Origin of the sequence: Iocasia fonsfrigidae (genome assembly GCF_017751145.1) — a bacterium.
GTDB classification, from domain to species: domain Bacteria; phylum Bacillota; class Halanaerobiia; order Halanaerobiales; family DTU029; genus Iocasia; species Iocasia fonsfrigidae.
Genome location: NZ_CP046640.1, coordinates 387,078 through 401,852 on the forward strand (window position 1 = coordinate 387,078; position 14,775 = coordinate 401,852).

The following is a 14,775-nucleotide window of genomic DNA, read 5'->3' on the forward strand; positions in this document are numbered from 1 at the left end:
ACTTTTTGACATATACTTACTCACTAAAAAAAGCTAATTCCCATCTCCGCCTTAAGCCAATTAGTGCAAAATAAACTCACTTCACTACGTTTCGTTCAAACAGTATTTTGCAAAACACTTGTTGTCTTAAGTGCGGGGATGGAGCTTTTTAAACGTTCCTTCGTATATGACAAAAAAGTCCTAAGTTAATTTATTATTTAATTTAATAGTAAACAATATATAAAATAAAGAGGAGAGTTGAAATAGATGAGAAAGATATTTTTTCTTAATAGTTGTAGGGAATGGGGTGGGGGTGAGAAGTGGACCTTTGAAACTGCCCAGGAACTGGCTGAACGGGGATATGAGGTAGTAGTGGGAAGTGTCAAAGAAAGCGAATTATTTCAGAGGGCTAAGGCAGCAGGATTGGAAACAAAGGCTGTGTCGGTTAAAAATAGTCTATCAGTACTTAACCCTGTGAAATTGTTTTCTTTTGTAAATTATTTAAGAGATGAGACTATTGAGGTATTATTTATGAACCTCTCCCAGGATTTAAAGTTTGGGGGGATAGTTGGTAAAATTGCCGGGGTGGAAAGAATAATTTATAGGAGGGGTTTAGCAATACCGATAAGAGATAGATTTTATACAAGGTTTTTATTAAATAATTGCATTACTGATATAATAGCTAATTCTTATACCATAAAAAAAACTATTTTACAAAATACTGCTAATTGGTTAAATGAGAATAAAATTAAAGTAATTTATAATGGAATAAAAATAAAGGAGATAGAAGATAAAATTAATTATCAATCGAATATTAGGAAAGAATTTAATATAAAGGCTGATACATTATTGATAGCAAGTATTGGGAGGTTAAATAAACAAAAAGGGCATTATTATTTAATAAAAGCTGTAAAGCTTATAAAAAAAGAAATTGAGAATTTTAAAGTATTAATAATTGGTAAAGGTGATTTAGAGTTTGAATTAAAAAAGCAGGTGGAAGATTTAGGTTTATCTGATTATGTTATTTTTACTGGTTTTAGGGAAGATGTATTTACTATTTTGCATCAGATTGATTTTTTAGTTCATACTGCTTTATGGGAAGGTTGTCCAAATATAATATTAGAAACGATGGCTATGGCGACTCCTATTGTTGCTACAGGTATACCTTCTGTAAGTGAAATTATGATAGATAAAGAAACTGGTTATCTTACTGAAAGTGAAAATGTTGAGGATATTGCTAAAATGGTTATTAAAATGATTAGAAATTTTGATAAGAAACAGTTTGGACAGAAGGCAAGAGAACTTATTGAAAGAGAATTTGATTTTAAGGAAAAATTAAATCAATTAGAGAAATTGATTGAAGAAAATAATTATTAATAAAAGCTATATTATAAAAAAGTTATCATTTAAAGTTTTTTAAAATTTACTATTTATATAATTAAATTGTTGTCCAGATGATTAAAGCAGATTGCTGCAAGTACTCCGTATCTAACTGAACCAAAGGAGAGAATTGAGGTTGCAGAATTTAGTAAAAAAAATTATGCAAGATGTTTATTTATTAGAAAACATATTATATATAGTTTAATCGATTATTGAACAATGAAGAGAGTTATAGGATTTTTAATTATTATTAATACAAAAACTGTTAAGGAAAAATAAATAAGGAGTTGAAAATAAATGATGCATCTGGTAACCGGTGTGGCCGGTTTTATAGGTTCTAACCTGGCGAAAGAACTCCTGAAGAGGGGGGATCAGGTAATTGGGGTTGACTGTTTTACTGATTACTATGCCCGGGGATTAAAGGAAGAAAACCTTGCAGCTATAAAAGGGGATGATAACTTTGAGTTTCTTGAGGCAGATTTACTGGAACTGGATTTAATAGAGCTATTAGATGGTGTGGATTATGTCTATCACCAGGCAGCCCAGGCTGGGGTCAGGGCCAGCTGGGGGAAGACTTTTGATATCTATACAGATAATAATATCAGGGCAACACAGCAGCTTTTAGAGGCTGCCAGGGAATCTACTGTTAAAAAGATTGTCTATGCCTCCTCGTCATCTGTCTATGGTGATACTGACCAGTTGCCGATGAAAGAAGGTAATTACCTTCAGCCGGTATCACCTTATGGTGTATCCAAACTGGCAGCTGAGCATTTGTGTTATCTTTACTGGAAGAACTTTAATGTTCCAACCGTTTCCCTGAGGTATTTCACGGTTTATGGGGAAAGACAACGCCCTGACATGGCTTTTCATATCTTTATCAAGGCTATCCTGACTGGTTCCGCTATAACTGTCTTCGGTGATGGCCGGCAGTCGCGTAATTTTACCCATGTAAGTGATATAGTACAGGCCAATATCCTGGCTGCAGAGAATAGTATCTCAGGAGAGGTGTTTAATATTGGTGGTGATGGGGAAGGGATTATCCTTAATGATAGTATTAAAATGATGGCTGATATTATTGGTAAGAAAGCGGAGATTGTATATCAGGCTGCTGCTAAAGGTGATGTAAAACATACCTCTGCTGATTGTCAAAAAGCCAGAGAGTTGCTTGGCTATGAACCGGAGATGGATTTTAAAGAAGGCTTGATACGGGAGATAGCTTATCTGAAAAAAATATATTCTTGAGTAATAATACAATTTTTTATTTATATTGTAGAATAATTTGGTCCCCTTTACACAAAATAATAAAAAGTATTTAAGGGGGCTTACTATGAAATCAAATTATTCTAAAGGTGTTTTACTGATAACATTAACTTTCTTTCTTATTATAGTCAGTGCTGGTTGTGAAAGACAGGAAGAGGCAGCACCAGAGCCAGTTAAAAATGAGTTTGTTGATGGTACATATACTGGGTTTTCAGATGCTACTGATAATGGATATGCCTGGGCCAGAGTAACTATAGAAGGTGATAAAATTACAGATGTGAAACTAATGGAAATAACCTCAAAAGGCAATGAAAAAGACTATGAAACATATAGTTATGAGGCCTCAGTTGAGGCCCAGCAGGAGATGCCTGATAGGTTTATAGAGGCAAATTCTGCCGAAGTAGATAACTATACCGGTGCTACACATAGTAGTGAAAAATATAAAGAGGCTGTTTCACGTGCATTAGACTATGCCAGGGGAGAAGAGGAAGACGGTAAATATTATGATGGGAAGTTTCAAGGTGAGTCTGAGAGGACTGAATATGGTTATGCAGTTGCCCTGGTAACTATTGTTGATGACAAAATGAATAATGTTGAGTTAAAGGAACTAGATGGGGAGGGTGAATGGAAGGACTTTGATAATTACGACTATGAACCTGCTGTTGAAGCCAATGAGGAAATGGCTGAGAGGTTTGTAGAAGAGAACTCTGTTGCTGTAGATTTATATACAGAGGCTACCCAATCTAGTATAAGATATAAAGAGGCTGTAGAAAATGCCCTGAGACATGCCAGACGTGACCCAGCTATGGATGTAGGAGAAGCGGAATAGATATTTTAGCCCGACAAAACCAGCAGGGGTTCTGCTTGCTGGTTTTGTCTTATGTTTAAAGAGAGCAGCTAGAGAAAAGATAAAAAACGACAAAAAATTGTTGCAATTATTTTAAAAATCAAATAAAATCAAGATAGACCAATAATTATTATTTTTCAGGGATGTGATGAAGTGAATGATATTAATGAAGATAGATTACCAGCATATATTACTGATGAATGGCAGAAAATTGTCGAGCTATTGACAGAGATTACAGGGCTTCCAACTGCCTTTATTGCCAGAATAAAAAGCGATAGACTGCTTATTTTAAATTATTGTGATAAAAGAGATAATCTGCTTGACGGGGAAAAAATTGCTCATGAAGAGATAAATTTGGCTGTAGACAGGGCTATAAATAAGATTCTATGTGATAAATATAACTTTCGTTCTTTACTATCCTATCCCTTAAAAGACAGCAGGGATAAAACCTTTGGTCGAATATGTCTTGCTGATAATAAGGAAAATAACTTCTCTGGTATTAATAAGAAAATAATCCTTGAATTTAAGGGTTTTATAGAAAATCATTTAGAGGTATATGACTTACATAATAAATTAGCAGAAAATAGACAGGAGCTTAAGAAAAGCAAGAAAGAACTTGAGAATACTGTTCACGAGTTACATAATGTTGTTGAGGAGACAGTTGATGCCCTGGGTTCAGCCGTTGGAGCAAGGGATGCCTATACCTCACAACACCAGGAGAGGGTTGCCAGGTTATCTTTTGAGATAGCCAGGGAATTAGATTTACCAGGGGATTGCTGTAAGGGGATTTACCTGGCAGCACTTATTCATGATATTGGTAAAATTAAAATACCAATTGATATACTATCCAAGCCTTCTATTCTCTCTGAACTGGAGTTTGAGTTAATAAAGACCCATAGTGAAGCAGGTTATATGATATTAAATAAAATTGAGTTTCCCTGGCCGATAGCAGATATAGTGATGCAACATCATGAAAGGCTTGATGGTTCTGGTTATCCTGAAGGTCGGAGTGGTGATGATATCCTTCTTCAATCAAGGATAATTGCTGTAGCTGATGTGGTAGAGGCTATGACCTCACATAGGCCCTACCGGCCTGCTCTGGGACTGGCCAACGCCTTAAATGAGGTTGAAAAAAATAAGGGTATCTTATATGATAAAGAAGTAGTAGATTCGTGTCTAGATGTTTTCAGGAAGAATAATACGCAAGTAATTACCTGGATGGGAGGGAATAATTAAAATGGATTGTCCACAACACGAAAAAAACTCAAAGAACTGTACCTGTACCTATACATCATGTTCCCGTTATGGGAATTGTTGTGCTTGTATTGCCTATCATAGGGAGCTTAATGAGCTGCCAGGCTGCTTGTTCCCGCCTGAGGTTGAAAAGACATATGATCGTTCTGTGAAAAAATATATAGAATCACAAAGTTAGTAATATAAAAAACCCCTTAACAGGGTTTATATAGGCATAAAAATATCCCGGGGACCCCGGGGTTTTTCTATTGCAGTAATTTATATTATCATTTTATAATTGTAGATTGCTTGTAAGGCTTTAAATAAGTAAATGGCTGCCGGACCAGGGCTCGAACCTGGACAACATGATCCAGAATCATGCGTGCTACCATTACACAATCCGGCAACAACTTAACTGCATAAAACATAATACCACAGTTAAGTCAAATCGTCAAGGATTTTTTACTTTTTTACGTATGCAAGAGCTTTTTCAAGACGTTTTATAGATTTATCTCTACCCATTAATTCAACCAGGGTAAAGAGACCAGGGCCGAATGTCTTTCCCGAGAGGGCTAGCCTGGTAGTATGGATCATTCTGGCTGCCTGCACTCCTAATTCTTCACTCCTCTGGCGGTAGATTTCCTCAATTTTTTCTCTATTAAAGGGAGTAACCTTTTTGAGGCAGTCAATATTATTTTTCAGAATAGCTATAGTATCTTCTTTAGTAAAATGTTTCTTAAATCCTTTTTCATCATAGCTATTTATTTCATTATAAAAATAGCCCATACGATCAATAAGTTCAGTAATTGTCTTACTTTTTTCTCTGACAACATCAATAATCTTAAAAAGGCGTTCTTTTTTAGCTGTATTATTGAACAGTTCATCACTATAGAAATCAGCCCTTTTGATAAATGGTATAGCCCTGTCAATAATTTTATTCAGAGGGAGGCTGTTCATATATTGACCGTTTATCCAGGTGAGTTTTTTTGTATCATAGACAGCGGGGGTTCTGGAGACATCAGCCAGGTTGAATTTCTTTATAGCTGTTTCAAGGGAGATAATTTCCTCATTATTTCCTGGAGACCAGCCAAGTAAGAGCAGATAGTTTATTAATGCTTCAGGTAGATAGCCTTCTTCTTTAAATTCATCAACAGAGGTAGCCCCATGCCGTTTGCTCAATTTACTTCTATCCGGGGCAAGGATCATTGGTACATGGGCAAATTCAGGGACTTTATAATTCAGGGCCTGATATAGCATAAGCTGTTTAGGGGTATTGGACAGGTGTTCCTCAGCCCTTATTATATGGGTGATACCCATTTGAAAATCATCAACAACACAGGCAAAATTATAGGTCGGCTTACCATCAGACTTAACAATGATCAAGTCTTCCTGCAGGCTGTTATCAAAACTCACTTTTCCCCTAACAATATCTTTGACAATAGTATATCCTGTATCAGGTGTTCTGAGCCTGACAACCGGTTTCCTGCCTTCCTCTTTAAATTTCTTTTTTTCATTAAGGGATAGTTCCCTGCATCCACCGGGATAAAGGGGTTGTCCACCTTTTTTTTCGGCCTCTTTTTTGAGTTTCTCGACTTCTTCAGGGGTGCAGTAGCAATAATAGGCCCTGTTGTTTTCTAATAAATATTCCAGGGCTTTTTGATAGTAATCATCCCTTTTTGACTGGAAATAGGGGCCTCTATCTCCGCCTATCCGGGGACCTTCATCCCAGTTAAGTCCAACCCATTCCAGGGCTTTAAGTATTTGTTTAGTAGATGCCTCTGTAGACCTGGCACTATCAGTATCTTCAATACGCAGGATGAATTGTCCGTTATTATGTCTGGCATAGAGCCAGTTAAATAAAGCTGTCCTTACACCACCAATATGTAAATCCCCTGTAGGGCTGGGTGCAAATCTTACTCTTATATTATCTGTCATTGTCAAATTCCTCCTTTATATATCTGTTATTATATCAAAAGGGGTGATTTTAGACAAGGTAGGTAGATAGGTAGATAACTTTCATATTTTTGACATATGACAGTAATAGTGCTATAATTATTTATTGTTTAGTAATTTATAACTACAGGGTAATAATATTTTGTTTTCTTTAACAATATATTAATAATGGAGGCGAGATTATGTATAGTCTTGAAAATGGCCGGATAGAGTTGGAACACGGGTCGATTAAAGAAGGGTTAATAGCTATAGCCAGTGGTAAGGGTGGAGTTGGTAAATCTACTGTAACAGTAAACCTGGCTGTTGCTTTAAAGGCGCTAGGTAAAGAAGTTGCTATAATTGATGCTGATATACACGGTTTTAGTATTCCAAGGATTATTGGATTAAGTGATAACCCGGCTGCCCTGAGTGAAAAGGAGATTGTTCCACCAGAAAAGAATGGGATAAAGGTAATGTCAATGGGTTCATTTGTGGATGAAGACAAACCTATAATCTGGCGGGCCCCGCTTCTATTAGGAGCCTTACAGCAATTCATGGAAGATGTACACTGGGGTGAGCTGGACTACCTCCTGTTGGATTTACCCCCGGGAACAGGTGATATGGCCCTAAACATTATGCAGCAATTACCCCATGCAGAACTATTACTGGTAACTACACCCCAGATTACAGCCACAAATGTAGCCGGGCGTATTGCTGGGGCTGCTGATAAACTCAATGTAGAATTAATAGGTATTATTGAAAATATGTCTTACTATCAGTGTGTTGAATGTGATCATAAAGAATACATATTTGGTAGTGGTGGTGGTAAAGAGCTGGCCAGGAAACTATCTACCGAATTGCTTGGAGAATTACCCCTGATCCCCCTGATTAGAGAGGGTGGGGATAAAGGTCAACCACTAGTAAGCTCTAAACCAGACTCTAAGGCAGCCAGAGAGTACCTTTCTATTGGGAAAAAGATAATAGACAGACAAAAAGGTTTTGACCCTGATAAAAAGCCGATGTCTTTAAAAAAGTAGGCTAAAAACTAAGAAAAACCAAATAAAATCTCTCAAAGGTCGGGATTACCCGGCCTTTTTCTTATACTAAAAACATACCGGAAATGTTCAATTTTTTCAACTTTATAAGTTTAATGTTCTTTGATATAATTATGATATAATGGTTATAAATCATGTTGAGGAATTTATAATTTTACTTTAAAGTATTATGAGGAGAGGGTTTAATTATGGCAAGGCCTACCAAGGAACGGCGTATAGAATTTATTCCTGAAAATAAATATTTCAAACCAGCCGGTATTCCAATGCGCGATATAGAAGAAGTTAGTCTTACACTGGAGGAAGTAGAGGCAGTTAGGTTAAAGGATATGGAAGAATTAAACCAGGAGGAATGTGCCAGTAGAATGAATGTCTCCCGCCCTACTTTCCAAAGGGTTCTAATAGAGGCCCGCAGGAAGATTGCTGATGCCCTGATTACTGGTAAAGCCATTCGTTTCCATGGCGGGGACTATAAGCTGGCAGATAAGTATTTTCATTGTTCAAGGTGTGGGGAGAGGTATAATAAGGTTTATCAGAACAGGAGGAGGCGGGGAAAGATATATCAGAAATACCTCTGCCCCGAATGTGATGATTGAGGCCCTATTCAATTCTTAAGAGTTCCAGCATCTTCTGGTAACTTAAAGCCCCAGTGTGTTTGTTCATGATCACACCATTTTCATCAATAAAATAGCTGGTAGGTATACCGCGAACCAGGTATTTGTTACTGACCTCAGCTGAGGTATCAAGGGCTACTCTGAAATTGTAGGAGTTTTTCATCAGGTATTCTGAGACAGTATCTCTGTTTTCTCTGAGGTCAACTGCCAGTATTTCTATGGAATCATGATGATCATTTAATTTCTGGATGGCAGGCATTTCAATCTGACAGGGGGGACACCAGGTAGCCCAGAAATTAAGAAATACCTTCTTACCTCTTAAATTACTCAGCGAAATTTCTTCATTGTTAATTAGAGGGAGAGTAAAATCAGGGGCCTTTTCACCGATTTCTGTGCCGACCTGTATATTTTCCTCATTCCTACCCATATAAAACAAAATGCCAGTAGTAACTGAGATAATAAGTAATATTAAGACAATACCAAGATAGTATTTGTTTTTCATGTTTTTTTACTCCTTTCTATATTTTACAGGATCTTCAAATTTACAGATGACCAAAATAGATTAAGATACCAAGTATTATTATTAGACCACCGGAGATTTTTTGAATTAGTGGGAGATAGGGGTTTATCTTTTTAAAGTATGGTAATAGTCTGTTGATAAAAACGGCTGCCAGGAAAAAGGGTAAGGCTAGCCCACTGGCATAAAAAGTAAGTAAAACTCCTCCCTGCATAACTGTCTGGCCTGTTCCAGCATAAATTAGTATAGATGAAAGTATTGGGCCTATACAGGGAGTCCAGGCAAAAGCCAGGGCAAACCCCATGACAAGCCCCCTAAGGTATCTGTTGGTTTCCGCTGGTATCTGCAGGTCTTTATTCTGCTGTAAAAAACTGAGATTTATAATACCTGTCAGATGTACCCCCAGTATAAGGACAATAATACCACTCAATTTACGAAAGAAACTGAGGTTCTTTAAGAGTAATTTACCCAGTAATGAAACAGACAATCCCAGGATAATAAAAGTAATAGTAAAACCAGTAATAAAGAATAGTGCAGGTAATATACTGGTTTTTCTGTTGTCCTGTTCAGCATAGTTTCCCAGTAAGAGGGTTAGGTATGATGGTATTAAAGGGAGGATACAGGGCGAGAAAAAGGAAACAAGACCTGCTCCAAAGGCTATAAATATCGAAACATTAGAACTCACCGCTTTCACCCCTTTAGAGTTATTTATTATATTATAACAGGTTTAGTTTGGCTATATTGTAGTCTATTTAACATTAAAGAATTAAAGAAATCACTATTTTCCTATAATACTATTTTATAGTCCTTTAGAACCATGATATAATAAAAATAGGAGGGGGTACTGATGACTGTTCTCTTTAAAAGGGTTTTTGTAATAGTATTAAGTCTTATTGCCTTATGTTTATTTTATTTTACCCCTCTTAGTTATATAGAAAATAAGGTCTATGACTGCCTGATGATTTTGCGCCAGGTTTTTTTCCCAGATAATGTAGAAAAAATTATCATTATTATTATTGATGATCATTCTGTTCAGGAGGCAGGGGGTTGGCCTTTATCCCGTGACTATTATCATAAAATGCTCAATAGACTACAGGAAGAAGGGGCTGCTGTCATCGGCCTTGATGTTATTCTATCGGCCAGGTTTAATAAAGGAGATGAAGAACTGGCCGGGCTGTTTGCTGATTATAATAATATAGTCTTACCTAGTGTACTGGAGTTTAAGATAACAAGAGGGTTGAGCGAAGAGATTGAGGTCATAGATATTGAAAAGCCACCTGCCCTATTTAATGCTCAGGTTGAGACCGGGCATATTAATTTTATCCCTGATAGAGATGGGATTATCAGGTCATTATATCCATTAATAGAGGCAGAGGAAGGCAGTTATCCAGCCTTTACTGTCAGAATGGCTGAGTTAGCAGGTGTGGATCTGAGTGCATTATCTAAGCAGAGCAGAATTTACCCAAACTTCATAGGTTCCGGTCATCAGATTTTTCCAGAGATTTCAATGACTGACCTTTTACATGGGAATTATCAGGAGGACTATTTTACTGATAAATTTGTTTTAATTGGTACCCATCTTGCTGGTCTTGGGGACCTCTATATGACTCCTTTTTCAGCATATGGCTATCTCTATGGTGTAGAGATACACGGACAGGTTTTACATAGTCTTTTACAAAAAAACTATTTAAGTTTTATGCCAGTTCAGGGCAATTTTTTTATTCTTGTTTTTCTGATATTAATATCATTAACAACTTTTTTTAGAAAGAAACCGGCTGAGTCCAGATTTTATTTCTTTATATTCATAGGGGTTTATCTCATTACTGCTCTCTATTTATTTTACCAGCATTACTTTTATATTAATATATTAATACCGTTATTACTGATAAGTCTAGTATATGCTGGGAGTTTTCTATACTGGTATTTATTTAGTGAACGTTATGGTAAAGAGCTTGTTAAGCTTTTCAGTAGATACCTATCACCTGCTGTTCTGCAGGAGATACAGCAGAACCCTGAAAAGGTTAAACTGGGTGGGGTAAAGGCAAATGTTACAGTGTTATTTATTGATATCCGTAAATTTACTGCCTATACTGAGGGTAGGGGTTCAGTTGAAGTCGTAGACGAGCTTAATGACTTTTTTTCCGAAGTATGTGATGTTATTTTCCAATATCAGGGGACCCTTGATAAATATCTGGGTGATGGTTTAATGGCCTTTTTTGGTTCACCTTTAGCTGTTCCAGAACACAGTACAGCGGCTGTCAGGGCTGCTAGAGAAATTATGAACCTGTCATTTTCCTTTAAACTGGGGATAGGGATCAATACCGGGTCGGTTATAGCAGGTAATATAGGTTCAAGTAAAAGAATGGATTATACCATCATAGGTGATGCGGTTAACCTGGCGGCCCGTTTTGTTGATATTGCAGCAGCAGGAGAAATAATAATTGGCCAGAATAGTTTCCGAATCCTAAACAGTCAGGAAAAGGAAGGGTTTATAAGAAACGAGATGGAGATCAGGGGATTAAAGGAAAAAGTAATTATCTATAAACTGCTTAATGGGGGGCATAAGCAATGAAGAAAATAATACTAATAATATCTTGTATACTTATTCTTGGAGGAATAATATCTGTTAAGGCAGGGGAGGATTCTGTTGTTATCACACAGCTTTCAGGAAGGGTAGAAAAAAAGATTGTCAGGAAACTCTTATTTTTCAAGATAAACGGTTGGAGGCAATTAGAGAAGGGAGAACAATTAGAGACTGGTGAGCAGATCAGAGTAGGAAAAAATGCTGAATTAGAATTGTATTTTGATAATCAAACCTTTGTTAAGATTGACCGGAACAGCAGGATTATAATCGGTGACAATAAACTAACTGAATATGGGAAGGCATCTTCAATAAAACTTGAAATTGGCCGGGTCTGGGTCAGAGTAAAAGAAGCCTGGAAGGGGTTAACTAAATTCGAGGTCAATACCCCATCAGCTGTTGCCGGGGTTAGAGGTACTTTGTTTTCGGTGGCCTATATTGATGGAAAAACAAGCTTATTGGTTAGAGAAGGTAGTGTTGAGTTAAGTACTGGAGAGAAAAAGAACAGTAAAATTGTTGAAAAAGGGGAAATAGGAGAGGTTAGTAAAAACAAAATTACGGTTAAGAAAACGAAGAAAGAAGATTCTATAGAATGGAGCAAAGCAGGTATTGATAAGTGGATAAATGATACTGCTAAACAGGCCCCCCCTGGTTTAGTAAATAAAGCCAAAGGCAAAGAGAAAGATAATCCTTCTTTAAATAATAATTCTAATAACAGTTCTAATAATAATCCCAGTAATAATTCTAAAAATAAATCTAATAACTCAAGTAACAGTTCAAAAAATAAATCTAATAGCTCTAACAATAGTTCTAACAATAACTCCAGTAATAGTTCCAGCAATGCTAATAAAAACAAGCCATCAAGTAAGGGTAAGCCTAATTAATTTTGGAAGCAGATGAAATCATTGTAATTTGTCTTATTAATAAACAAATTTTATGAGGGGTTGATTATGAAAGAACTTAAAGAAATTCCTCTTTTTTCAGGACTTACTGAAAAACAGTTACTCTTATTAAAAGAAATAGTACATATCAGGCAATTTAAAGAAGGAGAATTGTTATTTTTAGAAGGGGAGTCCCCTGATGCCTTTTATATTGTGAAAACAGGTGGGGTTGATATTATCAGGGGTGCCCCCGGGGGTAAAGAAATAATTTTGGAGAGGATGAAAGCAGGGGACTTTTTTGGTGAGATGGCTATTATAGAAGAAAATAAAAGGTCAGCTACTGCCAGAATAGCCAAAGATGTCCGTCTTTTTGTAATTGAAAAAAGGCTTTTCATCAAATTCATCAAAGATAACCCAGAGATTGTTATTAAGATGATAGCTGAGCTCAGCCGTCGTTTGCGTATAGCCAATCAGGATATTGAAGACTTAGCTTTTTATGATGTTGAGAAAAGGTTAAAGAGACTATTATTGCGTTTAGCTGATGTTGATGCCAAAAAGGGTGAGGGAATAATACATAATAAGGTGACACACCGTGAGATGGCCAAATATATAGGGACATCCAGGGAAACAGTTACCCGCCTGCTTCATAAGCTGAAAAAAAATAAGATGATTAAACTGGCTGGGAATAAGATAATACTATATTCACCGGAGAAGTGGTAGTGTAATATGATAAGCTGGATGGGTTGCTTAAATTGATAAAATACAAGATAAGGGATATAATGTAAAAGGAAGAATTAAAAGAAAGGGGGAATTTTTTGTGTCAAACAAAGAATTCAAAACAAAAAGTGCCTGGTTAGAGATGGAAGATGTTGAAGTAGAAGAGGTATTTGAATTTAATAAGGAGTATGCCCAGTTTTTGACAGAGAATAAAACCGAGCGTGAATTTGTTAAAACTGCTGTAGAATTATTAGAAAAAGAGGGTTTTAATAACCTTAAGGAAGTAAAATCCCTGAATAAAGGGGATAGGGTATATACAGTAAATAGAGATAAAGCTATTATTGCTGTAGTTGTAGGTGAAAACCCTCTGAGTACAGGGCTACGTATTGTCGGAGCTCACCTGGATTCACCCCGGATTGACTTAAAACCGAATCCATTATTTGAGGATAGTGAACTTGCTTTTTTTAATACCCATTATTATGGTGGTATCAAAAAATATCAGTGGGTAACCTTCCCACTGGCCCTTCATGGTGTAGTAGTTAAAGATGATGGTAGTAAAGTAGAGGTAAATATCGGTGAAGATGATGATGACCCTATTTTTTATATTAGTGATCTGCTGCCGCATTTAGGTAAGGACCAATTGGAAAAGAAGATGAGTGAGGGGATAAGTGGAGAGCATCTGAATTTACTTATCGGGAGTATTCCTGTTAAAAAAGATGATGACAAGGAAGAAAATAGTGTCAAAGATGCTGTTCTGGATATCCTTTTTGAAAAATATAATATCATAGGGGAGGACCTCGTTAGTGCTGAACTGCAGATTGTACCTGCGGTTAAAGCTAGAGATGTTGGTTTTGACAGGGGATTACTGGCTGCTTATGGTCATGATGATCGGGTGTGCAGTTATACTGCTTTACGGGCTTTAATCGACCTTGAGCGGCCCCTGAATACTGCTATGGCCCTCCTGGTGGATAAAGAAGAGATTGGTAGTATGGGGAGTACAGGTATGCAGTCTCATTTCTTTGAAAATACTATAGCAGAAATGGTCAATCTCCTGGATGAAGACTATTCTGATTTAACTGTGAGGAGGGTTATTGAAAATTCTAGTGCTCTATCTGCTGATGTAAATGCAGCTTATGACCCAACCTTTGCTGATGTCTACGAAAAAAGCAATTCTGCTTTTATGGGCAAAGGGGTTGTGATAACAAAATATACTGGTGCCAGAGGGAAGGCCGGGGCATCAGAAGCTACAGCTGAGTTTGTAGCTGAGGTTCGTTCATTATTTAATAGGGCAGGTGTATTATGGCAGATAGGTGAACTTGGGAAGGTTGATAAGGGTGGTGGTGGAACCATTGCCCAGTTCCTGGCCAATTATAATATGGATGTACTGGACTGTGGCCCAGGTTTGTTGTCAATGCATGCCCCTTATGAGCTGGTCAGTAAAGTAGATGTTTATCACAGTTATCTGGCCTATAATGTTTTTATGGAAAAGTGAGGAAATTTCAAGTAAAGTTATAAATATCTTCGGCCTGTTTTGTAATATGCTTATTCACTAAAAAAGTTAATTCTCCATCTCCTACTTAAGGCAATTAGCAACAAAATAAACTCACTTCACTACGTTTTGTTCAAACAGTATTTTGTAAACCGCTAATTGTCTTAAGTGCGGGGATGGAACTTTTTTAAGTTCATTCACATATTACAAAAACAGGCTAGGATTAATTTTTTTTTGGAGTATTTGAGATTTTGTAATATAGTTAACATTATTTTTTTAAAAATGATTTATAA

The 14,775-nt window shown here is 36.6% G+C and carries 14 protein-coding genes and 1 tRNA gene; 11 read left to right on the forward strand and 4 right to left on the reverse strand.

Going from position 1 to position 14,775, the window contains the following annotated elements; translation table 11 throughout:
* Positions 1–246: 246 nt before the first annotated feature.
* The 5 genes from GM661_RS01945 (at position 247) to GM661_RS01965 (ending at position 4,898) form a co-directional block, all read left to right on the forward strand.
* The gene (locus GM661_RS01945; RefSeq protein WP_230868509.1) at positions 247–1,356 is read left to right on the forward strand and encodes a glycosyltransferase; all 1,110 of its coding nucleotides are present in this window, start codon (positions 247–249) and stop codon (positions 1,354–1,356) included.
* Between the two features lie 300 nt (positions 1,357–1,656).
* Positions 1,657–2,601: an NAD-dependent epimerase/dehydratase family protein gene (locus tag GM661_RS01950; protein ID WP_230868510.1), complete on the forward strand. Its 945-nt coding sequence runs from the start codon at positions 1,657–1,659 to the stop codon at positions 2,599–2,601.
* An 85-nt stretch (positions 2,602–2,686) separates the two neighbouring features.
* On the forward strand, positions 2,687–3,448 hold the full coding sequence (locus GM661_RS01955) for an FMN-binding protein (protein ID WP_230868511.1): 762 nt from the start codon (positions 2,687–2,689) through the stop codon (positions 3,446–3,448).
* Between the two features lie 171 nt (positions 3,449–3,619).
* A complete protein-coding gene (locus tag GM661_RS01960; RefSeq protein ID WP_230868512.1) occupies positions 3,620–4,702 on the forward strand; it encodes an HD-GYP domain-containing protein in 1,083 nt (360 codons plus the stop codon).
* 1 nt (position 4,703) lies between these two features.
* Complete coding sequence (locus GM661_RS01965; RefSeq protein WP_230868513.1) at positions 4,704–4,898, forward strand: DUF6485 family protein; 195 nt, start codon at positions 4,704–4,706, stop codon at positions 4,896–4,898.
* Between the two features lie 133 nt (positions 4,899–5,031).
* Here GM661_RS01965 and GM661_RS01970 read toward each other — a convergent pair.
* Together GM661_RS01970 and gltX are read right to left on the reverse strand one after the other, a co-directional pair.
* A tRNA-Gln gene (locus GM661_RS01970) sits at positions 5,032–5,105 on the reverse strand.
* Positions 5,106–5,161: 56 nt separating this feature from the next.
* Positions 5,162–6,634 (reverse strand): glutamate--tRNA ligase, encoded by a 1,473-nt coding sequence (gene gltX / locus GM661_RS01975; RefSeq protein ID WP_230868514.1) that lies wholly within the window; start codon positions 6,632–6,634, stop codon positions 5,162–5,164.
* Positions 6,635–6,834: 200 nt separating this feature from the next.
* On the opposite strand from gltX, the gene GM661_RS01980 reads away from it, so the two are divergent.
* Both GM661_RS01980 and GM661_RS01985 read left to right on the forward strand, forming a co-directional pair.
* Positions 6,835–7,668 (forward strand): Mrp/NBP35 family ATP-binding protein, encoded by an 834-nt coding sequence (locus GM661_RS01980; RefSeq protein ID WP_125987667.1) that lies wholly within the window; start codon positions 6,835–6,837, stop codon positions 7,666–7,668.
* Positions 7,669–7,874: 206 nt separating this feature from the next.
* Positions 7,875–8,279, forward strand: a complete 405-nt coding sequence (locus GM661_RS01985; protein ID WP_230868515.1) for a DUF134 domain-containing protein — start codon at positions 7,875–7,877, stop codon at positions 8,277–8,279.
* A 4-nt stretch (positions 8,280–8,283) separates the two neighbouring features.
* Here GM661_RS01985 and GM661_RS01990 read toward each other — a convergent pair whose 3' ends face one another.
* On the reverse strand, positions 8,284–8,799 hold the full coding sequence (locus tag GM661_RS01990; RefSeq protein ID WP_230868516.1) for a TlpA family protein disulfide reductase: 516 nt from the start codon (positions 8,797–8,799) through the stop codon (positions 8,284–8,286).
* Positions 8,800–8,839: 40 nt separating this feature from the next.
* Positions 8,840–9,499, reverse strand: a complete 660-nt coding sequence (locus GM661_RS01995; protein WP_230868517.1) for a cytochrome c biogenesis CcdA family protein — start codon at positions 9,497–9,499, stop codon at positions 8,840–8,842.
* A gap of 162 nt (positions 9,500–9,661) precedes the next feature.
* Between GM661_RS01995 and GM661_RS02000 the strand changes: the two genes are divergently transcribed.
* The 4 genes from GM661_RS02000 to GM661_RS02015 all read left to right on the forward strand — a co-directional run bounded on the left by GM661_RS02000 (position 9,662) and on the right by GM661_RS02015 (position 14,485).
* Positions 9,662–11,386 carry a CHASE2 domain-containing protein gene (locus GM661_RS02000; RefSeq protein WP_230868518.1) on the forward strand — a complete coding sequence of 575 codons (1,725 nt, stop codon included), beginning with the start codon at positions 9,662–9,664 and terminating at the stop codon, positions 11,384–11,386.
* Complete coding sequence (locus GM661_RS02005) at positions 11,383–12,279, forward strand: FecR family protein (protein WP_230868519.1); 897 nt, start codon at positions 11,383–11,385, stop codon at positions 12,277–12,279. The genes GM661_RS02000 and GM661_RS02005 overlap by 4 nt, the downstream gene beginning before the upstream one ends.
* A gap of 66 nt (positions 12,280–12,345) precedes the next feature.
* Entirely contained in the window at positions 12,346–12,996 is a 651-nt protein-coding gene (locus tag GM661_RS02010) for a Crp/Fnr family transcriptional regulator (protein ID WP_230868520.1), read from the forward strand.
* 97 nt (positions 12,997–13,093) lie between these two features.
* On the forward strand, positions 13,094–14,485 hold the full coding sequence (locus tag GM661_RS02015; protein WP_230868521.1) for an aminopeptidase: 1,392 nt from the start codon (positions 13,094–13,096) through the stop codon (positions 14,483–14,485).
* The last annotated feature ends 290 nt before the right edge of the window (positions 14,486–14,775 follow it).